Annotated in this window: 11 protein-coding genes; 6 read left to right on the forward strand and 5 right to left on the reverse strand. The window is 37.4% G+C overall.

The window, feature by feature from the left end:
• Positions 1-114 precede the first annotated feature (114 nt).
• A complete protein-coding gene (locus DCO46_RS01580) occupies positions 115-3,033 on the forward strand; it encodes a PQQ-dependent sugar dehydrogenase (protein WP_116750849.1) in 2,919 nt (972 codons plus the stop codon).
• A gap of 104 nt (positions 3,034-3,137) precedes the next feature.
• Here DCO46_RS01580 and DCO46_RS01585 read toward each other — a convergent pair whose 3' ends face one another.
• Positions 3,138-5,573 carry a TonB-dependent receptor gene (locus tag DCO46_RS01585; protein WP_116750850.1) on the reverse strand — a complete coding sequence of 812 codons (2,436 nt, stop codon included), beginning with the start codon at positions 5,571-5,573 and terminating at the stop codon, positions 3,138-3,140.
• A gap of 187 nt (positions 5,574-5,760) precedes the next feature.
• Positions 5,761-6,483, reverse strand: coding sequence for an MBL fold metallo-hydrolase (locus tag DCO46_RS01590; protein ID WP_116750851.1), 723 nt, complete (start codon positions 6,481-6,483; stop codon positions 5,761-5,763).
• Positions 6,484-6,756: 273 nt separating this feature from the next.
• Between DCO46_RS01590 and DCO46_RS01595 the strand changes: the two genes are divergently transcribed.
• The 5 genes from DCO46_RS01595 (at position 6,757) to DCO46_RS01620 (ending at position 13,381) form a co-directional block, all read left to right on the forward strand.
• Positions 6,757-7,107, forward strand: a complete 351-nt coding sequence (locus tag DCO46_RS01595; protein ID WP_243416230.1) for a hypothetical protein — start codon at positions 6,757-6,759, stop codon at positions 7,105-7,107.
• A 281-nt stretch (positions 7,108-7,388) separates the two neighbouring features.
• A complete protein-coding gene (locus DCO46_RS01605; RefSeq protein WP_116750854.1) occupies positions 7,389-8,084 on the forward strand; it encodes an ABC transporter ATP-binding protein in 696 nt (231 codons plus the stop codon).
• A 29-nt stretch (positions 8,085-8,113) separates the two neighbouring features.
• On the forward strand, positions 8,114-10,567 hold the full coding sequence (locus tag DCO46_RS01610; protein WP_116750901.1) for a TonB-dependent receptor domain-containing protein: 2,454 nt from the start codon (positions 8,114-8,116) through the stop codon (positions 10,565-10,567).
• Between the two features lie 5 nt (positions 10,568-10,572).
• Entirely contained in the window at positions 10,573-12,024 is a 1,452-nt protein-coding gene (locus DCO46_RS01615) for an ABC transporter permease (RefSeq protein ID WP_116750855.1), read from the forward strand.
• 1 nt (position 12,025) lies between these two features.
• Positions 12,026-13,381 (forward strand): DUF3526 domain-containing protein, encoded by a 1,356-nt coding sequence (locus DCO46_RS01620; RefSeq protein ID WP_116750856.1) that lies wholly within the window; start codon positions 12,026-12,028, stop codon positions 13,379-13,381.
• Between the two features lie 1,174 nt (positions 13,382-14,555).
• Here DCO46_RS01620 and DCO46_RS23170 read toward each other — a convergent pair.
• The 3 genes from DCO46_RS23170 to DCO46_RS01640 form a co-directional block, all read right to left on the reverse strand.
• Positions 14,556-17,420, reverse strand: coding sequence for an RICIN domain-containing protein (locus DCO46_RS23170; RefSeq protein ID WP_243416231.1), 2,865 nt, complete (start codon positions 17,418-17,420; stop codon positions 14,556-14,558).
• 143 nt (positions 17,421-17,563) lie between these two features.
• Positions 17,564-19,432, reverse strand: coding sequence for a carbohydrate-binding protein (locus tag DCO46_RS23175; protein ID WP_243416232.1), 1,869 nt, complete (start codon positions 19,430-19,432; stop codon positions 17,564-17,566).
• Positions 19,433-19,438: 6 nt separating this feature from the next.
• The gene (locus tag DCO46_RS01640; RefSeq protein ID WP_116750858.1) at positions 19,439-21,067 is read right to left on the reverse strand and encodes a glycosyl hydrolase family 18 protein; all 1,629 of its coding nucleotides are present in this window, start codon (positions 21,065-21,067) and stop codon (positions 19,439-19,441) included.
• Positions 21,068-21,164 lie beyond the last annotated feature (97 nt).

The raw sequence follows: 21,164 nt of genomic DNA on the forward strand, positions 1-21,164 counted from the left end.
TAAGCCAATTATAGAATATCAATATTATATTATAAAAACTTAATGTACTAGCAGGGTTTAATAAGGAAAAATATGTTAAATTTGAGATACCAAATCACAACCTACTAAATAGTTATGAAAGAAAAATTACGTTTTAAATCGGTTTTATCATCATTAAGGACAACATTTCTTTATGTTTCCTTTTTACTTATTTCATGGCAGGCCAATTGCCAGTACATCACAGAAAACCTTGCTCCTACTGCGATTATTAAAGAGGGACTTTCTTTGGAACAATCCTCCGACGGGAGAATATTTATTGCCGAGAGAGGCGGGATTGTAAAAGTGTACCAAAATAATACCGTAACCAATGTTTTTACAGTTACAACAGTTACCGACAACGAACAAGGATTGCTCGGACTTACGCTACATCCTGATTTTGCCACAAACGGATATATTTATGTATTCTACAGTATAAATGACGGAACAGTCATCAGGCACCGAATAGAAAGGGTCAAAATTGACAATGCCAATCAGGTCGTAAGCAGACAGGAAATTCTTCTTCTAGAGCCTATTGGCGGTGGATTTCATAATGGAGGCGATTTAAAATTCTTTAACGGATTTTTGTATGTAACTGTTGGAGACAGTCAGCAAAATACGAATTCACAGGATTTAGATACTTATAAAGGAAAGATTTTGCGTCTGACCGAAGATGGTCAGCCTGCTCCCGGAAATCCATATTACGGAAGCGGATCTGTGCAAAGACAAAGTATTTGGGTTTATGGATTTAGAAATCCGTGGAGACTGGTTGCCAATCCTAAAGCCAATAAACTATTTGTTCTGGATGTTGGTACTTCATGGGAAGAAGTTAATGAAATCAGCAATCCGACAATACGCAATTACGCTTGGGGGCATCCTCAGGGTGGCGACGGGAAAAAAAATGCCGGCTTATTTACAAATCCAATATTTACCTATGCAACCGGAAGTATTGGTAATGCTTTGACAAATGGTGTTTTATACAATCCGGCAACACCACGTTATCCAAATCTTGAAGGAAAATTTATTATTAAAGATTATGTCAGAACAGAAATAAGATCTTTTGATCCAAATGTTGCAGATCCTGTTTCTGATATATTTTATACAGCTCCACAACAATATGTTTTGGGTATGATGTTAGGAAATGACGGCTACCTTTATTATTGTTCTTACCAAAATAATGGTTCTTTAGTAAGACTTAATTATATAGAAACTGAAGCTCCGACGATTGTAAATCATCCGGTAACGCAAACGATAATGGAAACGTATCCGGTTACTTTTAATGTAACGGCAAGCGGCGTTGGACTAAGTTACCAATGGCAATTTAATAATGTAAATATTCCGGGAGCAACAGCGGCAAGTTATACGATTCCAAATGTTACCAATGCAGATGCGGGAGCGTACAAAGTTGTAGTGACCAATACGGCAGGAAATGTGACCAGTAATCCGGCAACTCTTACGATAACTCCTTTTAGCAATGCACCGGCAGTTACTTTGGTTTCTCCTCTCCCAACATTAAAATGGAATGCAGATGATATCATTAATTTTTCTGCGACTGCAACAGATACAGAAGACGGAACATTACCTGCAAGCGCTTTCTCATGGAGTATGGATTTATTTCATGAAGATGTTCCCGGAGCAGGACATTCTCATCCGGGGGCAAGCCCTCAGGGAGTAAGTTCAGGAACTTTTGTAGCTTCTAACCAGGGAGAAAAAACGCCAAATGTCTGGTACAGATTTACGGTTAAAGTTACAGATAGTGATGGATTGACAGCTTCTGCTTTTGTAGACGTTCATCCGAATCTGGTTGATGTTACTGCTACAAGTTCTCCTGCTTTATTAAATTTAGAATTTAACCAAAAAGCGGTTACAGCTCCTTCTACCAAAAAAGTGGTAGCGAATGCTAAATTACAGACACTAAATGCACCAACACCTCAATATGTTGGAAACAAACGATATGATTTTGATCACTGGAGCCAGGGCGGCGCTGTAAACCAGACTTTTCAGGCACCTGCAACCGGAACAATTACCTATACGGCATTTTATACTGAAACGACACTTACCAGTGCCCCTTATGAGGGAATAATTGCCCAGATTCCGGGCATCATAGAAGCAGAAAATTATGATATTGGACCAAGTGCCTATTTTGACAGTAATGGTGGCGGAGATAACGCTTACAGACCTGGCGATGGCGTAGGAACTGAAGCCTGTAATGAAGGCGGATTTAATATTTCGTATGTAGCCAAAAACGAATGGCTGAAATATACCGCAAAAGTAAATTCGACTGGAAATTATGATATTAAGCTCCGAATTTCAACACCTTATAACAACAAAACTGTTCATCTCGAAGTAGATGATGTAAATGTGACAGGTTCTGTCAATATTCCAAACACGACCGGATTTCAGAACTGGCAGACTCTAACCATTCCGAATATTCCTCTAACTCAGGGGGTTCATGTTATTACCTTATTTTTTGAGGAAGCAGATGTTAATGTCAATAAACTTGAGTTTACATTATCAGGAAATGCCGTAACACCGGTTGCTGATTTTGAAGTCAATACACAAATGGGTTGTTTGAATACAGCTGTAACTTTTACGTCAGTGTCTGTAGGAACTGTAGATACTTATAACTGGAGTTTTGGCGAAGGCGCAACACCTGCTACCACAACAGGAATTGGGCCTCATTCTGTAATTTACGGTACCGAAGGCGACAAAACAGTTTCTTTAACGGTAACCAATACAGCAGGAAACAATAAAAAAGAGATTACCTATATGGTTCATAATTGCAATCTTGGTGTAGAAAATCCGGATGAAGAATCAAAAAAGATTACCGTTTATCCAAATCCGTCAAAAGGTATTTTTAATTTATCAAAAGAGCTGGAATGGACAATTTATTCTTCTCTTGGAACAAAAATAAAACACGGTTCCGGAAATGTAATTAATATTTCTGATCAGGCAACAGGGATTTATTTCCTTAAAAATAACCTGAGCAGTAAATCGATATCCATTATAAAACAATAATAATTAAAAATTTACTTTTAAATTTAAAGCACAAAAAAAGGCATACGTAACGTATGCCTTTTTTATGAAAATTAATTAATTGGCTTATAAAAGAATATTTTTGTTTAGAATTTGTAAGTAACACCCACTCTAAAGTTTCTTGGCTGTTCTGTCTGCCAGTAGTACGTATTAATGTTTAATGACGCATAATAAGAACCACTGTAAAGGTATTTATCCAGAATATTGAAAACGTTTGCTGTGAATTTCATTTTTCCTGTTTCATACGACAGGCCTCCGTCAAGTTTGAAATAATCCGGAAGTTTTTGCAATCCTACTGCCCATGAATCAGTTTGTCTGCCTACAAGGTAAGTTCCTCCAAGAGACGCCCCCAAACCTTTTAGTTTACCAGATGAAACGGTATAATTTAGCCATGCATTTGCCGTATGTTTTGAAAAACCAAATAGACTGCTTCCATCTGGAATACCAGTTATTCTTGAATCGGTAACAATTGATTCTGTAAAGGCATAATTTGCAATCAGGTTAAGACCGTCAAGTATTTTTCCTCTCACATCAAACTCAGCTCCTTGTGCTCTTTTCTCTCCTAAAATCACTTTAAAAACTTCATTTGGCCCATTACTAGGATCAGATGTAAGTTCATTATTCTTAATGATTCTGTAAGCAGAAAGTGTCGTACTCCACGATCCGTCAAACCAGTCTCTCTTAATACCAAATTCTATATTATTACCTGTTAGCGGTTTTACTTCATCTCCATTTTTAGTAATACCCGACTGAGGCGTAAAAGCCTGATCATATAATCCGTAAACCGAAGTATTAGGCGTGATAGAATAACTAAGACCTACACGTGGTGTAATATGACTGTCTTCCTGTATATCTCCCCAATTGTTCTGGCTGATCCAGGTATATCTGGCCGCAACTGTAAGTCTCAGTCTGTTCTCAAGAAATCCTAATTCATCCTGAATATATCCTGCAGAATATTTGGTAATCATACCTCCAAAAGATCTTTGTTTCAAAGGTGTCTCACGGTCAAAACTTGGAAATCCGTTTGACGGAGTTCCGTAATTTGGATTATTAACATCAAATGGATTGTCGTATGTATCTAAGTCATGTGATTGGTAAAAATCAGCATAATATTCTTTATTCCCTAAATCAACACCACCCAATACTTTATGGGATACAGAACTCGTATTGAATTTTCCGTTAAGGAAAATCTGCCCTAAAAACATATCGCTTTCAGCATCCCAAATACCAACATTGCGAATAATCTGACCTGGGGCAAGTGTACCTAATATCTCACTTGGAATTTTATTTTCATCTTTGTAAATCGGTCCCGGACCAACCGCTGATGGCCATGAACTGTATCCTTCCTGTAAATATTTAAAATAAGCGGTCTGGGCTGTAAGTTTCCAGTTATCATCAAACTTATGTTCAAATGTTAAATATCCACTGTGATCGTTCATTTTTGTATCCGGAATCCCAGGCTGAGTCATTGTAAAGTTTCTTGGCATGGTTGCGTACCCGCCGCCATCGGCGCCAAATATATAGAAAGAACCCACTTCAGTCATATTAGCATGCTGCAAATTGTATTCTAAAGTTACTTTTGTTTTATCATCAATCTGATATGAAAGAACCGGAGCAATTACGTAACGGTCATTGTGCTCAAACGGTCTGTGTGACCCTTTGTTCTGAAAAGAACCATTAAAACGGTATAAGAATTTCCCCTTTTTATCAAACTTTCCATCAAGGTCAACACTTGCTCTGTAAAAATCATAGCTTCCTGCCATAACTGTAGCTTCGCCTTTTGTAATTCCCGTTGGCTTTTTCGTAACCACATTATAAAGTCCGCTTGGATCACCGCTCGAAAGCATAAATCCTGCCGGACCTTTTACAAATTCAATATGGTCAACAAAACTCATATCTTCTGTAAGCGGTCCCCAAAAAGAAGTAACTACATTAAAACCATTACGAAAGGCCTGAATCTGAGATCCACGCATAGTAATGTTAGTGTACATGTCTCCCCAGTGCTCTAAACGTACAGCACCACTCACGTTACGGATTACGCCGTCACTCATACTGATGATTTGCTGATCTTTTAAAGTCTGACCACTCACAATCTGAATGTTTTGCGGAATTTCCAATACCGGAGTCTGAAGACGCAAAGACAAAGAAGGCTTGTCTTGCTTATACTTGTTTTTTGTAATCACAACTTCATCAAGATCTTCCTGATTTTCAGAAAGTGCAAAGTTTTTTGTGGTTGTCTGATTAGCAGCAACAACAATTGTTTCTTCCACTACTTTTACACCTACCGCTCTTACTCGTATTGTATAAGAAGCCGGTTTAACATTCTTGATTTCATACTGCCCGCTCTCATTAGTAACAGCCGTATATTTTGTTCCTTTAAGACTTACAGAAATATTATCTGCCGGTACATTTCCGCTTAAAGTGACTTTTCCAACTATTTTACCTGCATCCTGACCCAGCATTTGCAATGAGCTCAGAAACAACAAGCTAAAGATAAATTTTTGAATGGTTACTGTATTCATTTTTTGAATGGTTATTTAAATTCAGGGCAAAAGTAAACTCAAATATCTTTTAAACCAAATTATTTTTAATCATTCTAAATAAAAATACTAAACTAACCTGCTCAATTGAATCTTAACGAAATTTTTAAAACAAAAAACGAATCAAATGTTATGCATTTAACTCGTTTGTATCAATAAAACTTAAGTTTTACAATTCTAAAACCGGATATTTCATATCGTGATATAAAAGTATTTTCCATTTTTCTTCTTTCGCCATAACTTCCCATTTCTTTCTGGATTCCATTGCTTTCTTTCCGTTAAAATCTGTTTTGTAAGCTACATGAAGTTTTAGATAAGATCTTTGTGGCAAATCGTCTGCGCCATAGAATATTGTTTCATCGGCATTTTTGATTCGGAAAATCTGATGGTATGGTGTATGACCACCCGAAACTTCATAAAAAATTTCGTCTGTAATTTGTCCTTCATCGTCATTCATAAATACAATATTTGAAAGATGTTTTAACTGATTCAAAACTGCTAAATTGTATGAAGGACTTTTCTCATGTGTCAAAGCAAAATCAAGTTCCCTTTCCTGTATATAAATCTCAGCATTTGGAAAGTTTTCGATAAAATCAGGCCCATCAAAATAACCGATACCGTCAATGTGATCTTTATGCAAATGAGAAACCAATACTTTCGTAATCTGTTCAGGATGAACAGCATTGCTTTCTAATATTTTATGAATTAACGGAATTCCATCTTCATTAAAACCTAAGCCTAAATCCAATAAAATATAATCGTTTTGGGTAATAATCAAAAAGGGCTGAATCGCCATTTTTAATCCGGGAAGTGTAGTTGTCTCTTCAAATCTTGTAAATTCCTTTTCCGGATTTACAACATAATTCCCCTCTTTTAAAGTTATTATTTTCATACTCTTAAGGTAGCCATTTTAGGATTTCTGCACAATGGCAGTTTATTTTGTGCTTTTGGTAATGCTGCAAAGGTCTTAATAATTTACAGTAAAAGAAAATGGGATGTTTTGGAACTGGTATTCATCAAATAGCTTATTCATAAAATATAAATCACGAAAAAATAATATCAAACCTAAAGAGTTTGCCATTTAGATTTATATATTTGCAACAAAGTTGCGTTTTTACAGATAAAAATTGTGCTCCTGTAATATGTAACTGATTTAAAATCAGAAATGAAGAAAAGAATTCTACTTATTAATCTTTTAATGTCTTTTACAGTATTGTTTGCCATGCTGTTTCAGACTGTAGATTCTTACGGCCATATTTATAAGCAGATAACAGAGAAACATTGCGATCATAAATATGATGCAAATCAAAAACAGATTACGCACAGCCACAATGCAGAAAACAATTGTCACGTTTGTCATTTTGCATTCAGCACGTTTATACCGCTTAATTTTAAGCCCTTATTTTTTCATGAAATAAGCACTGAAACTTCGTTTGTATTCTTTTATACAAAAACGGATTCCACTTTTTTTAAAGGCAGCCTTTTTGCTCTTCGTGCACCTCCTGTTTTAGTATAGTTTTCTACATTTTTTTTAGCTTAAATGATCTTTACCTTTTTTAAATCAGGTAAGGGATAATCCTGTTTTGTTGGTTTATCTGAACCCTTTTTAATTTCAAAATAAGGTACAAAAAAACTTTTCTTGATTGAAACTGAAATAATTATTTCAGAAAAAAAACAGTAGACGACTATCCTCACTTTTCCATTAAAATAAAAAATCAGAGCCCGTTGCATTATGCTCCGGGAAAGATTTTCTATCGCAATTTCTTAAAATTCAAATAAATCCAAATCAATATACTTATGCTTATAGCAGAAAACCTGACCAAAAAATATGGCGATCATATCGCTTTGAATGCCTTAAATCTTACCATAAAAAAAGGGGAAATCTTTGCTCTTTTAGGCCAGAACGGAGCAGGAAAAACCACAACGATAAATCTTTTTTTAGGCTTTATTCAGCCTAGTGGCGGAACTTTAAAAATAAATGATATTTCGGTTACCGAAAACGCGCAGGAAACCAAAAAGCATGTTGCTTATATTCCGGAAACCGTAATGTTATATCCAAACCTTACCGGAATCGAAAACCTGAAATTCTTTTCGTCACTGGCCGGTTTTAAATATTCTGACGGCGAATTAACCTATTTCCTGACCAAGGCAGGTTTGCAGGTTACAGCACACGATCAGAATCTTGGGGGCTATTCAAAAGGAATGCGCCAAAAAGTGGGAATTGCCATTGCAATTGCCAAACAGGCCAAAGTTTTATTATTAGACGAGCCTACAAGTGGTCTTGATCCGAAAGCTTCCAACGAATTTTCTCAAATCCTGAAAGAATTATCGGCAGACGGAACAGCTATTTTGATGGCGACGCACGATATTTTCAGGGCACGGGAAGTTGCCACTCATATCGGAATCATGAAACAGGGTAACCTGGTAACGATTATCGAAGCCGACAAAATCTCTGCAAACGAACTGGAAAACCTGTATTTACAAACTGTATAAAGGAAATAATGATTTCCATCATCATAAAAATGAAACACTTATTTTCATTATTCTTTTTAATAATTAGCGTAAACTATGTGCAATCTCAAACCATAAACGGGAAAATCACAGATCAGAATACGAAGGAAGTTATTGCCGGAGCCAATGTAAAAGTAGTCAGCTCTGGTAAAGTGACAACCACCGACCGCGAAGGAAATTTCAGCATTGAAGGCGACGGATTGCTTGAAATAAGTTTTACGGGATATAAAACACAGCAAGTTAAGGCGGGTTCTGAGTTTCTTACGATACAAATGGAAACCAATCTGAATGAATTGCAAACCGTTGAAATTGTCGGCCGTTCTACGAAGAAATACAATAGTGATTATTCTTTTGCCGCAACAAAAACAGCTTCATTGAACAAAGATATTCCACAATCTATTTCAACAGTAACCAAAGAATTAATTGCCGACAAAGGCGCATTTTATCTGGCCGATGCCGTAAAAATGTCCAGCGGGGTTATTCCTGCCAGTTATTACAACCAATACACCATTCGTGGAATCAGTCAGAATGAAGAGGGTCAGATTATTAACGGAATGCGAACCCGTCAGTACTATTTTCTTCAGCCTTTAACCACTAATATCGAACGGGTTGAAGTTATCAAAGGCCCGTCGAGTGCTACTTTTTCGTCTGTCGATCCGGGCGGAAGTATCAATCTGGTTACCAAAAAACCTTTAGCTGTTGATCGGAAAGAAGTAAGTTTAAGTGTCGGGAGTTTTAGTACTTTGCGTGGTGCTTTGGACTTTACGGGACCGGTAAACGAATCTAAAACACTTCTTTACCGTATAAATGCAGCGTATCAGGATGCAAAATCATTCCGTGACCTGGTGGGAAATAAATCTTTTCTGATTTCTCCTTCCTTCAGTTATATTCCGAATGAAAAAACTGCGATCAATACCGAATTAATCCTGAGCGACATGACGGGAGTTCTGGATCGTGGACAGCCTATTTTTGGAGCGGTCGCGGGAGTCACCAATTTACACCAGACGCCGATTAGTTTAAATCTGGGTGCGTCGGGAGATTATTTCAAATCAAAAGAAATGATCCTGACGACCAATTTTGCACATAAATTCAATTCAAAAATTGGATTTAATGCGACTTATATGAAACAAACCTGGACAGAAGACCTTCAGGAACACAGAACGACAAATGGTTTTGCCGTAGATATGAATAATCAGTCGGTAACCAGCCTGGCGATGATGCAGTTTGTACAGCGTAAGCAATATTGGGATATTGATAATCTGAGCGCTTATTTCAATTTTGATTTCAAAACGGGTAAACTCAATCATAAATTACTGACAGGATACGATTTAAGCAGTTGGAATAAAAACAAAAGCGGAGGACAAAATGCCGCGAGAGGGTATCTCTTAAAAGACGGAACTGTAGCGAATTCGTTTGTTTTGGCTAATGCCGAAAATTACCAGACGATAACCGTTGACGGAGTGGTTTTACCAAAACCAAATGTTAGTTTCTTTGATCTGAACAATCCGTCTTATGCTATGAGAACGCCGGAAGATTATGTTCTGAATGTGAGAAATGCATTGCCATCTGCTTTGACGACTACAAATGCAATTTATATTCAGGATCAGATTCAGTGGGAAAAATTTACCTTTTTATTGGGATTAAGAAACGAATGGTTTGAAGACATTACCAATTATAAAACCAACAATGAACTGACCGTTAAGAAATCAGCGTTGCTGCCCCGTGCCGGTGTGACTTATGCAGTAAATACTGCCATAAATGTTTATACCACTTATCTTGAAGGTTATCAGCCACAATCAAATACAGTGACTTTAATGCCTCAGACGGGAACTTTGCCTGCCGGAAGTTTGTTTGATCCCCTTGAAAGTAATTTGAAAGAATTTGGCCTTAAAGCTACTTTTCTGGACAACTCGATGAGTTTTAATGCGGCGGTTTACGAAATCAATCAGCGCAATATTCTGATGAATGCCAATGATCCCGAAAATCCTGACTTATTGGTAACCAGAGGCGCAGAACGCAGTCGTGGTTTTGAATGTGATCTGGCGGGTTATATTACTCCGGACTGGCAAATCAATGCTTCTTACAGTTATATCGATGCCAAAATTACCAACGATCAGAATGCTTCTTTAATTGGTGCAAGAAAACAGAATACGCCAAAAAACAGCGCCAATCTGTGGACACGCTACAACTTTGCAGCCGATTCTGCACTCAAAGATCTTGGAATTGGATTGGGAATGCAATACCAAAGCAGTAAAGTGCCGTGGTTTACAAGAGATTTTACACTTCCTGATTTTACCATTTTTGATGCCGCTGTTTATTACAAACCAAACAACAGCAATATGCAAATTGCTTTGAATGGGGGTAATTTATTAAACAAAACGTATTGGCTGGGCGCTCAGAATTATTTGAGGTTATTTCCGGGAGCACCGAGAAATTTTACGCTAACCATAACTTATAAATTTTAATTTATATGAAATTTTTACATACAGAATTCCTTATAGCCAGACATTTTAAAAAATCTGTTTTTAAAAATCCGGCCGTATTTATTATTACAATATTCATTGGCATTTTATTGCTTTATGCTGCATTTTCGGGTTGGGAAAATTATACTAATCAAAACGAAACCAGCGAAAAATACCAGCACGAATCCCGAAAAGACTGGCTGAACAATCCGGATAAAAACCCGCACCGAATGGCGCATTACGGAAACTTTGCTTTTCGCAAAAGCACATCGCTAAGTGTTTTTGAATTCGGAATGGAACCTTTCTTTGGAAATGCTATTTTCCTTGAAGCCCACAAACAAAATACCGCTAATTTTTCTGAAGCAGGTTTTTCCAACAGTATGCTTCGTTTTGGGGAAATCAGTATTGCTATGGTATTACAGGTTTTACTTCCTCTGTTAATCTTTTTCTTAGGGTTTAATTCGATTGCTTACGAACGTGAGAACGGAACTTTAAAATTGCTTTTGAGCCAGGGAATTAGCTGGAAACAGCTTTTGACCGGAAAAATTATGGGCATTGCTTCTGTCATAATGCTGCTTTTTATCCCTACCGTTATTATTCTGGTTTTGGTTTGGTTAGCATTGCAAAACTTCAATATTTCAGTTGATGAAACGCTGAAGATGTTGTTGTTTATTGTATTTCATTTTATCTATTTGATATTCTTTTGCATCATTGCCGTTTTGATTTCGGCGTCAGCCAAAACTTCCAAGAAAGCGCTGATTTCCTTAATCGGAATCTGGTTGGTTTTTACCATCATTTTACCACGAACGACACAGGCAATCGGGGCGTATTTGTATGAAGCTCCTTCTAAAATTCAGTTCAACAGCGATATTGAAAAAGATATTTTAAAACAGGGCGACAGCCATAATCCAAATGATCCGCATTATAAGGCAATTAAAGATTCGTTACTAACGGTTTACAAAGTTGATTCGGTTCAGAAACTTCCTTTTAATTATTCTGGTTTTATCATGACCGAAGGCGAAAAAATCAGCTCTAATATTTATAAAAAACATTTGGAAGAGCTGTTGAAGATTTATGAAGAACAGAACAGTTTTTCAAAAGCCGTATCTTTTTTAAATCCGTATATCGCCATGAAAAATCTTTCGATGGGATTGTCCAATACCGATTATGATTCGTATATCGATTTTCAGAAACAAGCGGAAGATTATCGTTATGATATGGCTCAGAAAATGAATGGTTTGCAAATCAAATACATCAGCAATAAAAAGCCCGGAGCGACAGATAAACCGCTCACAATAGACAAGGAACACTGGGCAGATGTAGACGAATTTCATTATGAACCAAAAGGAATCTGGGATGTTTTAAAAAGCGAAATCATTTCAATTATCTCCATTATCCTATGGATTAGCCTGCTGTTTGCCTTAATCAGAATTGCAGCCAAAAACCTTAAAGCCATTTAATATGTTAGCATTATTATTTAAAAATTTCATACGATCAAAAGGAACCAAAATTGGTTTGATTTTCCTGCTGTTAATTGGTTTTATAAGCCTGTTAATAGGTCAGCAGTTTCAGGAAAAACAAAGCCGGAACATAACTGAAGCCGCTGTTTACCAAAAGGAACATATTGCAAGAAATGCAGCGTTCCATAAAGATGAAATCGGGCTTCTGCTCTATTACATAAAGTTTTCTTTGGTCAATAAAACCTTCCCGATCAACAGCCTGGCAATTGGTCAGCGTGATGTAAATCCGTCGATTCAGAGTGTAAACATTCGTGGACTCGAAGCACAGAAATACGATGCGGAACTGAACAATCCGAATAATCTTTTGTCGGGAAATATTGATTTCAGTTTTGTGCTGGTGTATCTTTTTCCGCTTTTAATTATTGCTTTTACCTATAATATTATTTCGGAGGAAAAAGAAAGCGGAACATGGAAAATTGTGGCTACGCAAAGTGACAATACTTTTTTGTACATCCTCAAGTTATTCTATATCCGTATTTTAAGTTTAACCGGACTTTTATCGGTTATCCTTTTTATAGCCGTTTTGTTTTTGAATATTCCGTTGGATAAAGCTTTTTTTGCCTTTTACGGATTGGGAATTTTATATATTCTTTTTTGGTTTGCAGTTTGTTTCTTTATCGTTTCCCTGCAGAAGAATTCAAATTTCAATGCGGTTATTTTATTGACGGTCTGGTTGTTTCTGATCATCATTTTACCGGCAACCATCAATACTTATATTGTCAATAAATACCCGGTTCCCGAAGCTTTGGAATTAACACTGAAGCAAAGAAATGCCTATCACGAAAAATGGGATATGGACAAAAAGATAACGATGGATAAGTTCTATGCTCATTATCCGCAGTTTAAAAGCTATCCTTTGCCGGAAGGCGAATTTAGCTGGCTTTGGTATTATGCGATGCAGCAGGCCGGCGACGATGATTCGGCGAAACAATCCAATGAACTGGCGGCAAAACTGGAACAACGAAATAAGGTAAGTCAGTTTATCGCATTGTTTATTCCGACTCTGCATACACAGATTCAGCTGAATGAAATTGTCAAATCCGACTTAGGAAACCAGCTTTCGTTTTTAAAAGAAACAAAAGATTTCCATGAAAAATTACGTTTACATTTTTATCCAAAAATATTTGATAATGCGGCTGTCAATCAGCAAAAATGGGATCAGTTTAAAGTAGAGACTTTTGAGGATTCATCGGAATTGAATCTTTCTAAAACACTTTTGCCTTTAATATTTTTTAATTTACTTTTGATTGCTTTTGGTTATAGAAATTTTAGAAATAAAAATTTGCAGAGTTTTTAAACTTATAGTTTTGTCATTCTGAGGAACGAAGGATCTTCACAAGTAACTCCACAATCAAAAGTCATTCTTTGTCGATTTAGCAACGAAGATTCTTCGTTCCTCAGAATGACAAGATTGGGTTTGCTTTGTCTGGTTACTTATTTTTACCGCAAAGGCGCAAAGTTATACGCAAAGTTCACAAAGCTTTTAAACGTATAGTTGTCATTTCGACGATAGAGAATCTTCGTAAGCAAGTCCACAATTTAAGTCCCAAACTTGTCATTCTGAGGAACTAAGAATCTTCCAAGTAGCTCCGCAATCAAAAGTCATTCTTTGTCGATTTAACGACGAAGATTCTTCCTCAGAATGACAAGATTGGGTTTGCTTTGTCTGGTTACTTCTTTTTTACCGCAAGGACGCAAAGTTATACGCAAAGTTCGCAAAGCTTTTAAACGTATAGTTGTCATTTCGACGAAAGAGAAATCTCCGTAAGCAGCTCCGCAATTTAATCCTCAAACTTGTCATTCTGAGGAACGAAGAATCTTCACAAGCAGCTCCGCAATCAAAAGTCATTCTTTGTCGATTTAGGAACGGAGATTCTTCGTTCCTCAGAATGACAAGATTGGGTTTGCTTTGTCTGATTATTTCTTTTTTACCGCAAAGACACAAAGTTATACGCAAAGTTCACAAAGCTTTTAAACGTATAGTTGTCATTTCGACGATAGAGAATCTTCGTAAGCAACTCCACAATTTAAGTCCCAAACTTGTCATTCTGAGGAACGAAGAATCTTCACAAGTAGCTCCGCAATCGCAATCAAAAGTCATTCTTTGTCGATTTAGCAACGAAGATTCTTCGTTCCTCAGAATGACAAGATTAGGTTTTCTTTGTCTGGTTATTTCTTTTTTACCGCAAAGACGCAAAGTTATACGCAAAGTTCACAAAGCTTTTAAACGTATAGTTGTCATTTCGACGGAGGAGAAATCTCCGCAAGCAACTCCTTAATCTAAATACATTCTTTGTCCATTTAGCAACGAAGATTCTTCGTTCCTCAGAATGACAAGATTGGGTTTGCTTTATTGAGCTAATTAAGGAGATTTCTCCTCCGTCGAAATGACAAGATTGGGGGTAATTAATAGTTAGTAAAAACAAAAAAGGCTGCCAGTTACGGCAGCCTTTCTACTATTCAAAAAAAACCTATTTCTTGATAAAACGTTTAACGGTACGTTTTCCGTCTTTATCAAAAACAATAAAATAAATTCCCTGTCTTAATGCCGAAACATTTAGACTATTGTCATTTATTTTTTGTGCAGCAACCAAACTTCCGGTTTGAGAATCAATTACGCTAACATTTCCGCCCGTTACATCCGTTGTAAAAAACAATACGTCTGAAGTCGGGTTTGGATAAACGTTTAAGGCAACAGCAGCTGTTTCTTCTTCAGTAACTGTAGTGGCAGGAGCTCCGGCACCTACTTTGGTAATTCGGATCCAGTTAATATTCATTCCGGTATTCTGAATGTAAATACCAAAATTATATGTGCCCGCATTTACACTTACTGTTTGTGTTACAGTCTGCCAGTTTTGCCAGCCTCCTGTATTAGGTATATCAACATTTCCTAAAATGATTGTTCCACCATTCAGGTCAGACGATAACCTTCCTCCTGCTACTTCGCTTGCAACACGATACTCAATTAGATAAGAACCCGTCGTTGGGAAATTGATATTATTATACGCCAGCCAGTCACCGGTTTCAGTGTAACCCACATTAGAACCTCCTCCGGTGTCTGTAGTGGCTTCAACCTGAATTCCACTCATTGCTGAGTAATCTTCAGCCTGTATTAAAGTTGATGTTTGTGAAGTCGTTGTGGCAATTAGTTTCCATTGTCCGCAAGTCTGACCATTGTCGTCCCATTGTTGTACATTGCCTCCATTGGCTAAGCTTGCTCCGGCTACCTCAACAATTCTTCCGCTGTGACGGGCCACAATTTTATAAAAACCATCGCCAGCCGATACCAAAATAAACTGTTGGTTTGTAGTTCCGTTATACGGATATTGCTCTACATTGGCACCATTTGCTTTATTGAAATTATTAACATCCAGAGATTGTCCGCTATGGTTGGCAATAATTTTGTACAATCCGTCTCCCAAATGTGTAAAAGTAAACTTCTGGTTATTTCCCGTATTGACAGTTCCCTGTGCTATATTGGCTCCGTTAGACAAACTGGCATTCCAAACATCCATGTTCAAACCACTGTTTCTGTTTTGTAAAAAGAAAGTCTGGTTTCCTAAAGTAGTCACTCCGTTTGCAATAATACGAATAGAGCTTACTTTATCATTCCATGTCGTGTTTAAACAGGAATTATCAGAATTAATCACAGTTGAAGTACCTCCAAAGTTATCATCCTGATACAAAATCGCCTGAAACCCCTGAGTAACTCTTAATGAAGAAATATCATCATTTAAAACTCCTAAAGAATTCAGCCTTGCCAAATTATAATCTCCAATTGTCAAACCACCTGAAAATCCGGTATAATTACAGTCTTTATAAACCGTAATAACGTCTGTTGAAGGACTGATATTTCCTCCCGGCGGAATTGTTCCTGTAATGGAATAACTTCCGATAGAACCATAAGCCGAATAACCTCCGGAACCTGCATTTCCTGCCCCGTTTCCGTCAACACCTATAAAATATTTTCCAGCCGGTAAGTTTACATTCATAGAAGCATTCAAAGCAAACGGATCAGAATTCCAATACGTTCCCATTTCTGCGCCTGCCGAATTATACAATCTTATCAAAAGATGCAGATTTCCGTCTCTTGATACGGTGTTGGCATTAATAGAAACATTACCGCCTCCGGTTGTAAATGTAAAAAAGTCATAATCAGCCTCGCTTGAAATGATTCCGTTTTTCTGGTTAATCGCTCCGCTTCCATTATAATCCAAAGTAGCGGCAGAACCGGTAGTATTTCCGTAATCATCTCCACGGTACCCTACTCCAAATTTTGTACTGGCAATAATAGCCACATCATCCTGTTTGTTGTTGGCATTATTGTATTCACCTTTACTCCATTGTACAACAGGTCTGTAATATCCTGCACCCATGATTGGCGCCCATGAAGTTCCGTCTAAACCAACAAAATAATCTTCTGCAGGACTGGTACGTCCGTCATGACCTAAGTCAAAAGTGTGTCCGATTTCGTGTGATGAAGCATCACCGCCTGATTTTCCGGAAGTAATAAATACCCAGCAAGGAACATCATTATCCCAGTTGAAAGAACCGATGTAAGCAACACCTCCTGCGCCCGGGGCAGCAGTATTGGTTGGCGTTACCACCACACGCATTCTTCTGTTTCTTGGATACGAATTAAAAACAGCCTCGCTTGTCGTAATATTTACATTAAAAGGCCTGTAATCTTCAGAAACTACTTCCCAGTGTTGTTGTACAGCTGCATCGCTCATTCCGGATGCTGCTGCATTGATTGCGTTTCCGTTATTCCAAAGATTTCCTGCCGGCATATTATAGCCGTCAAAATCTAACATAACACAACCTGCTGCGCCCGGTAAACTTTGCAGGTTCAATAAAGCCGGAGCAATTTGAGCTGCAACAACTGCCGTTTTGTTTGTTGTGTTTGAAGGAAGGTTTTTGTAATCAATACAAACCAATGTATTAATGTCCACTTTCTCTACAAAAGCATTTCCTGAAGCATCCGAATAATACTTGTAGGCTTCTCTTGTTTTCTTTAAAAGAATATGCCCTTCCAGCGATTTGTCTTTTACTTTGATGAAAAAAGAAGATTCTGCTATATTTTTAATTTCTCCGATTAAAAATTCACTTGAAGCATTTGATTCTTTAAAATTAATTTTTCCATTGAATTTTTTGGAATTGGAAACCTCAAGAAGAACTGTTTTTTCTGCACTTTTTGAAGTCGCAGAAACGGAAAGTTCTTTCTTTAAACTGTTCATAAAAGTCTTACTCGAACCTAAAGAAGTCTGTGCAATCGCAAAACTGCTGAAAGCAAAAAACACGAATAAACTTAATCGTAATCTGTAATTGTTTTTCATAATTTATGTAAGGTTTGGGGTTACTTTTTATTCTTATTTTTCAACAGATTAAAATCCGTTGCTACAATACAAATCGTTCCTCCGGAACTTTTATCAAGATCGTTTGGTTCGATTTATATTGTAGATATGGATTTCAATTCATTTTATTTTTTAATAAAACGTCTTACTGTTTTGATTCCGTCTTTTTCTACCAAAATCAAATAGATTCCGCTTTTTAAGCCAGAAACATCAATACTGTTGTTATTGGCTGTTTGCTGAGAAACCGCTGCACCGCTTTGAGAATCAATAATACTCACATTTGCTCCTGAAACTTCTGCAGAAAAGAAAAGTGTCTGTTCTGTCGGGTTTGGATAAATAGTGAGACTTTCAATTCTGTCTGTTGAAGCTGATTTTGCCCCCAAAGCTGAAGCCGATTTCGTAATTTTAAACCAGTTTAGATTGACACCTGTATTCTGAATATAGATTCCGAAATTATAAGTTCCTGCAGTGACATTTACGGTTTGTGATACTGTTTGCCAGTTTTGCCATCCTCCGGTATTCGGTATGTTTACAGAACCAAGCTGAATGGTTCCTGCACTTAAATCGGAAGAAATAACTGCTCCGTTAACACCACTGGCGACTCTGTACTCAATCAGATAAGAACCAGATGTTGGAAAATTAATATTGTTATAAGACATCCAGTCACCTGTATCTGCATAACCTACATTTAATCCGCCACCTGTATCTGTGGTTGCTTCGGTTTGAATTCCGCTCATGTTGGCATAACTCTCTGCTTCAATCAATACTGAAGAAGAATTTGTTACCGCCCTGACTCTTAAAGAAGTAGCAAGGTCATTAAAACTGTTGTCTACCAAGCAGGTATCATCTGCAGTAATAGTTACAGAAGAACCGGAAAAATTATCATTTGCATAAAGCACTACTTCATAACCACTTTGTACTTTAAGCGAAGAAATATCATTATCTAAAATTCCTTTTGCCTGCAAATCACCTAAAGTATAGTTACCAGCCGGCAAACTAACAGCAGCTCCTCCATAATTGCAATCTTTATAAACGGTAGCAACACCGGTTTGAGGTGCATCATAAAATGTTTGCCCTGCCAGATTTCTCCTTTTCAAACCTTGTGCTTTATAATTTGCAACCAAAGTATTAATCTGGGTCAGATCTAATGCCGTATTTTTATAATACAACACCCAGTCTGTCATGAAAGTATTCTCTCTATTGTTATTACCGGCACCTAATACATTATTCCAAATCCAGTTTGCGAATGCCACCTGCATAGTGCTTCGGGGATACACCGAAAGACCTGCCTGAGTTTCATTATCGGTAACCGAATGAGTTGCAATGAGGGTGTTATCCATATAATATCTGATATTCACACCATCTGTACAGGTAGCAATAAAAGTATGCCACCCGGCTAATGATTTTTGTTGGGTGGAATAGGTTTTCCAGGGCGTCCATGGATTTGCAATATATTTGTGATAGGAAGTCGTATAGCCAACTCTGTTATCCGGAGAAACACCCCATTTATCAGCAGCCATGTATTCGATAATATCCATTTCACTATATTTTGAACCATCCTGCGCAAGACTTGAACTTACAATGGTAAAAAAGGTCTGTATATTGGCATCTTTACTTATAAAAGCTTCATCTGACAAATATACTCTTGACGCATACGTTCCTTCGAAATATTCATAAGAACTTTCTATTCTGGCATGTGTTATCGCTTTTGACTGACCATTAACGGTTGTTTTCAGTGTCATTAACTTATTAGCTGAATTATCCGGGTCTGTAATAAAAGCTACATTATTTCTGCTGTACGTAGCTCCTTCCGGCGGCCCGCTCACTCCATTAATAATCTGCCATTTGTTAAACGATGCCAATTGTGGATCATTATTGCCTGAATAATTAAAATCATCAAACATTATAACCTGTGCATGACAGCTTAAGCCAAAGAGAATAAATGCCAATAAGAGCAGTTTTGAATTAATTAAAACTATTAGATATTTCTTCATCTTAGCTTATTTCTTAACAAAACGTCTTACTGTTTTGATTCCGTCTTTTTCTACCAAAATCAAATAGATTCCGCTTTTTAAGCCCGCAACATCAATACTGTTATTATTGGCTGTTTGTTGAGAAACTGCTGCACCGCTTTGAGAATCAATAACGCTCACATTTGCTCCCGAAACTTCTGCAGAAAAGAAAAGTGTCTGTTCTGTAGGGTTTGGATAGATGGTCAGGCTTTCGATTTTATCTGTAGTAGCTACAGCTGATTTTGCTGCCAGAGCTGAACCCGATTTTGTGATACGGAACCAGTTTAAATTAAAACCTGTATTTTGAACATATATTCCGAAGTTATACGTTCCGGCATTTACGTTTACGGTTTGAGTAATCGTCTGCCAGTTTTGCCATCCGCCTGTATTGGGTACATTTATAGCACCAAGCTGGATTGTGCCAGCAGTTAAGTCAGATGATAATCTTCCTCCCGTAACAGCACTTGCTACTCTGTATTCAATTACATAAGAACCTGATGTTGGGAAATTAATATTAAAATAAGCCATCCAGTCGCCTGTATCACAATATCCAACATTTAATCCACCGCCTGTATCTGTTGTACCTTCGGTCTGAACACCACTCATAGAAGAATAATTTTCTGCCTGAATCAAAGTTCCTGTTGCCGGAGGGTTACTTCCTTTAACCACCTGATCAACAGCTGTAAGTAATGATTTTGAACCTGTTGCATCCTGAGATAATTCCCAGATCATAACTCCGCCCGCATTTTGAATTGCAAAAGTAGTTTTTGCCTTAATGGTTGGGATTCCGTTATAATAAATAGTATTTCCAACCTGATCCTGATTTTCTGAACCTGGGTATTGGGCTACGATATTGGCAAATGAAATTCCCTGATTAGCTGATGCTCCAAAACCATATCCGTAAAACGGAAGTCCAATAATAGCTTTACTTGCCGGTAAACCTCTTCCTGTCCAGTAATTAAACTGGTTCACAGCCATACTGTATGGAGAGTGTTGTCCAGGATTTCCCGGAGCCCAAGGGCCTGTTGCATCATACGCCATGATATTGATCCAGTCATAAGCCGCAAAAGTAGATGAAGGTACATTGGCACCACCATATCCTTCTGAAAGCGCTGCTGTAATCAATTTTCCGTTAGCGTGAAGTTTATTGGCCAAAGCGATTACGAAACCTCCGTAATCTCCATTGATTGCCGGACCTTCTAAGTCAACATCTACTCCGTCAAAGTTATGAGCCACTACATAATCATAGATTTTCTGAACAAAAGCTGTTCTGTTGGCTGGTGTAATAAGGTTAAAATAATTGTCACGAATGGCGCCTCCTTCTGAAATAGCACCTCCTCCAAGTGAAACAAACACTTTTACATTCTGGGCATGGGCTGCATTGATAATGGTATTACTTCCTGAATTAAAACTCAGATAACCATTTGCATCGGGATTCTCAAACGCAATATTAATGTGCGTTAATTTACTGTACTGGATACTGCTGGAAAAAGAGTTTAAATCGATCCAGTTGGGGATGTAAGCGATTACTTTTTTCTGTGCAAAAGACAGGTTGAAAACTCCAAATACTAAAATGATCATCCATTTTAGCGGCATTCTTTTGTAATTGTTTTTCATAATGTTCAATTTTCAATAGTTAATAGTAGGGTTAATTATTGGTTTTGAAGTAGAGCCCTGAACACTCAGTTGAATGCTCAGGACTCGTATTTATTCT

It is taken from the genome of Flavobacterium sp. HTF (assembly GCF_003105115.1).
In the GTDB taxonomy this organism is placed as follows: Bacteria; Bacteroidota; Bacteroidia; order Flavobacteriales; family Flavobacteriaceae; genus Flavobacterium.

Coding starts and splice junctions, on each gene's coding strand:
- DCO46_RS01605 (WP_116750854.1), top strand. CDS start 7,389: ATGCTTATAGCAGAAAACCTGACCAAAAAATATGGCGATCATATCGCT.
- DCO46_RS01610 (WP_116750901.1), top strand. CDS start 8,114: ATGAAACACTTATTTTCATTATTCTTTTTAATAATTAGCGTAAACTAT.
- DCO46_RS01585 (WP_116750850.1), bottom strand. CDS start 5,573: ATGAATACAGTAACCATTCAAAAATTTATCTTTAGCTTGTTGTTTCTG.
- DCO46_RS01640 (WP_116750858.1), bottom strand. CDS start 21,067: ATGAAAAACAATTACAAAAGAATGCCGCTAAAATGGATGATCATTTTA.
- DCO46_RS01615 (WP_116750855.1), top strand. CDS start 10,573: ATGAAATTTTTACATACAGAATTCCTTATAGCCAGACATTTTAAAAAA.
- DCO46_RS01595 (WP_243416230.1), top strand. CDS start 6,757: ATGAAGAAAAGAATTCTACTTATTAATCTTTTAATGTCTTTTACAGTA.
- DCO46_RS01590 (WP_116750851.1), bottom strand. CDS start 6,483: ATGAAAATAATAACTTTAAAAGAGGGGAATTATGTTGTAAATCCGGAA.
- DCO46_RS01580 (WP_116750849.1), top strand. CDS start 115: ATGAAAGAAAAATTACGTTTTAAATCGGTTTTATCATCATTAAGGACA.
- DCO46_RS23175 (WP_243416232.1), bottom strand. CDS start 19,432: ATGAAGAAATATCTAATAGTTTTAATTAATTCAAAACTGCTCTTATTG.
- DCO46_RS23170 (WP_243416231.1), bottom strand. CDS start 17,420: ATGAAAAACAATTACAGATTACGATTAAGTTTATTCGTGTTTTTTGCT.
- DCO46_RS01620 (WP_116750856.1), top strand. CDS start 12,026: ATGTTAGCATTATTATTTAAAAATTTCATACGATCAAAAGGAACCAAA.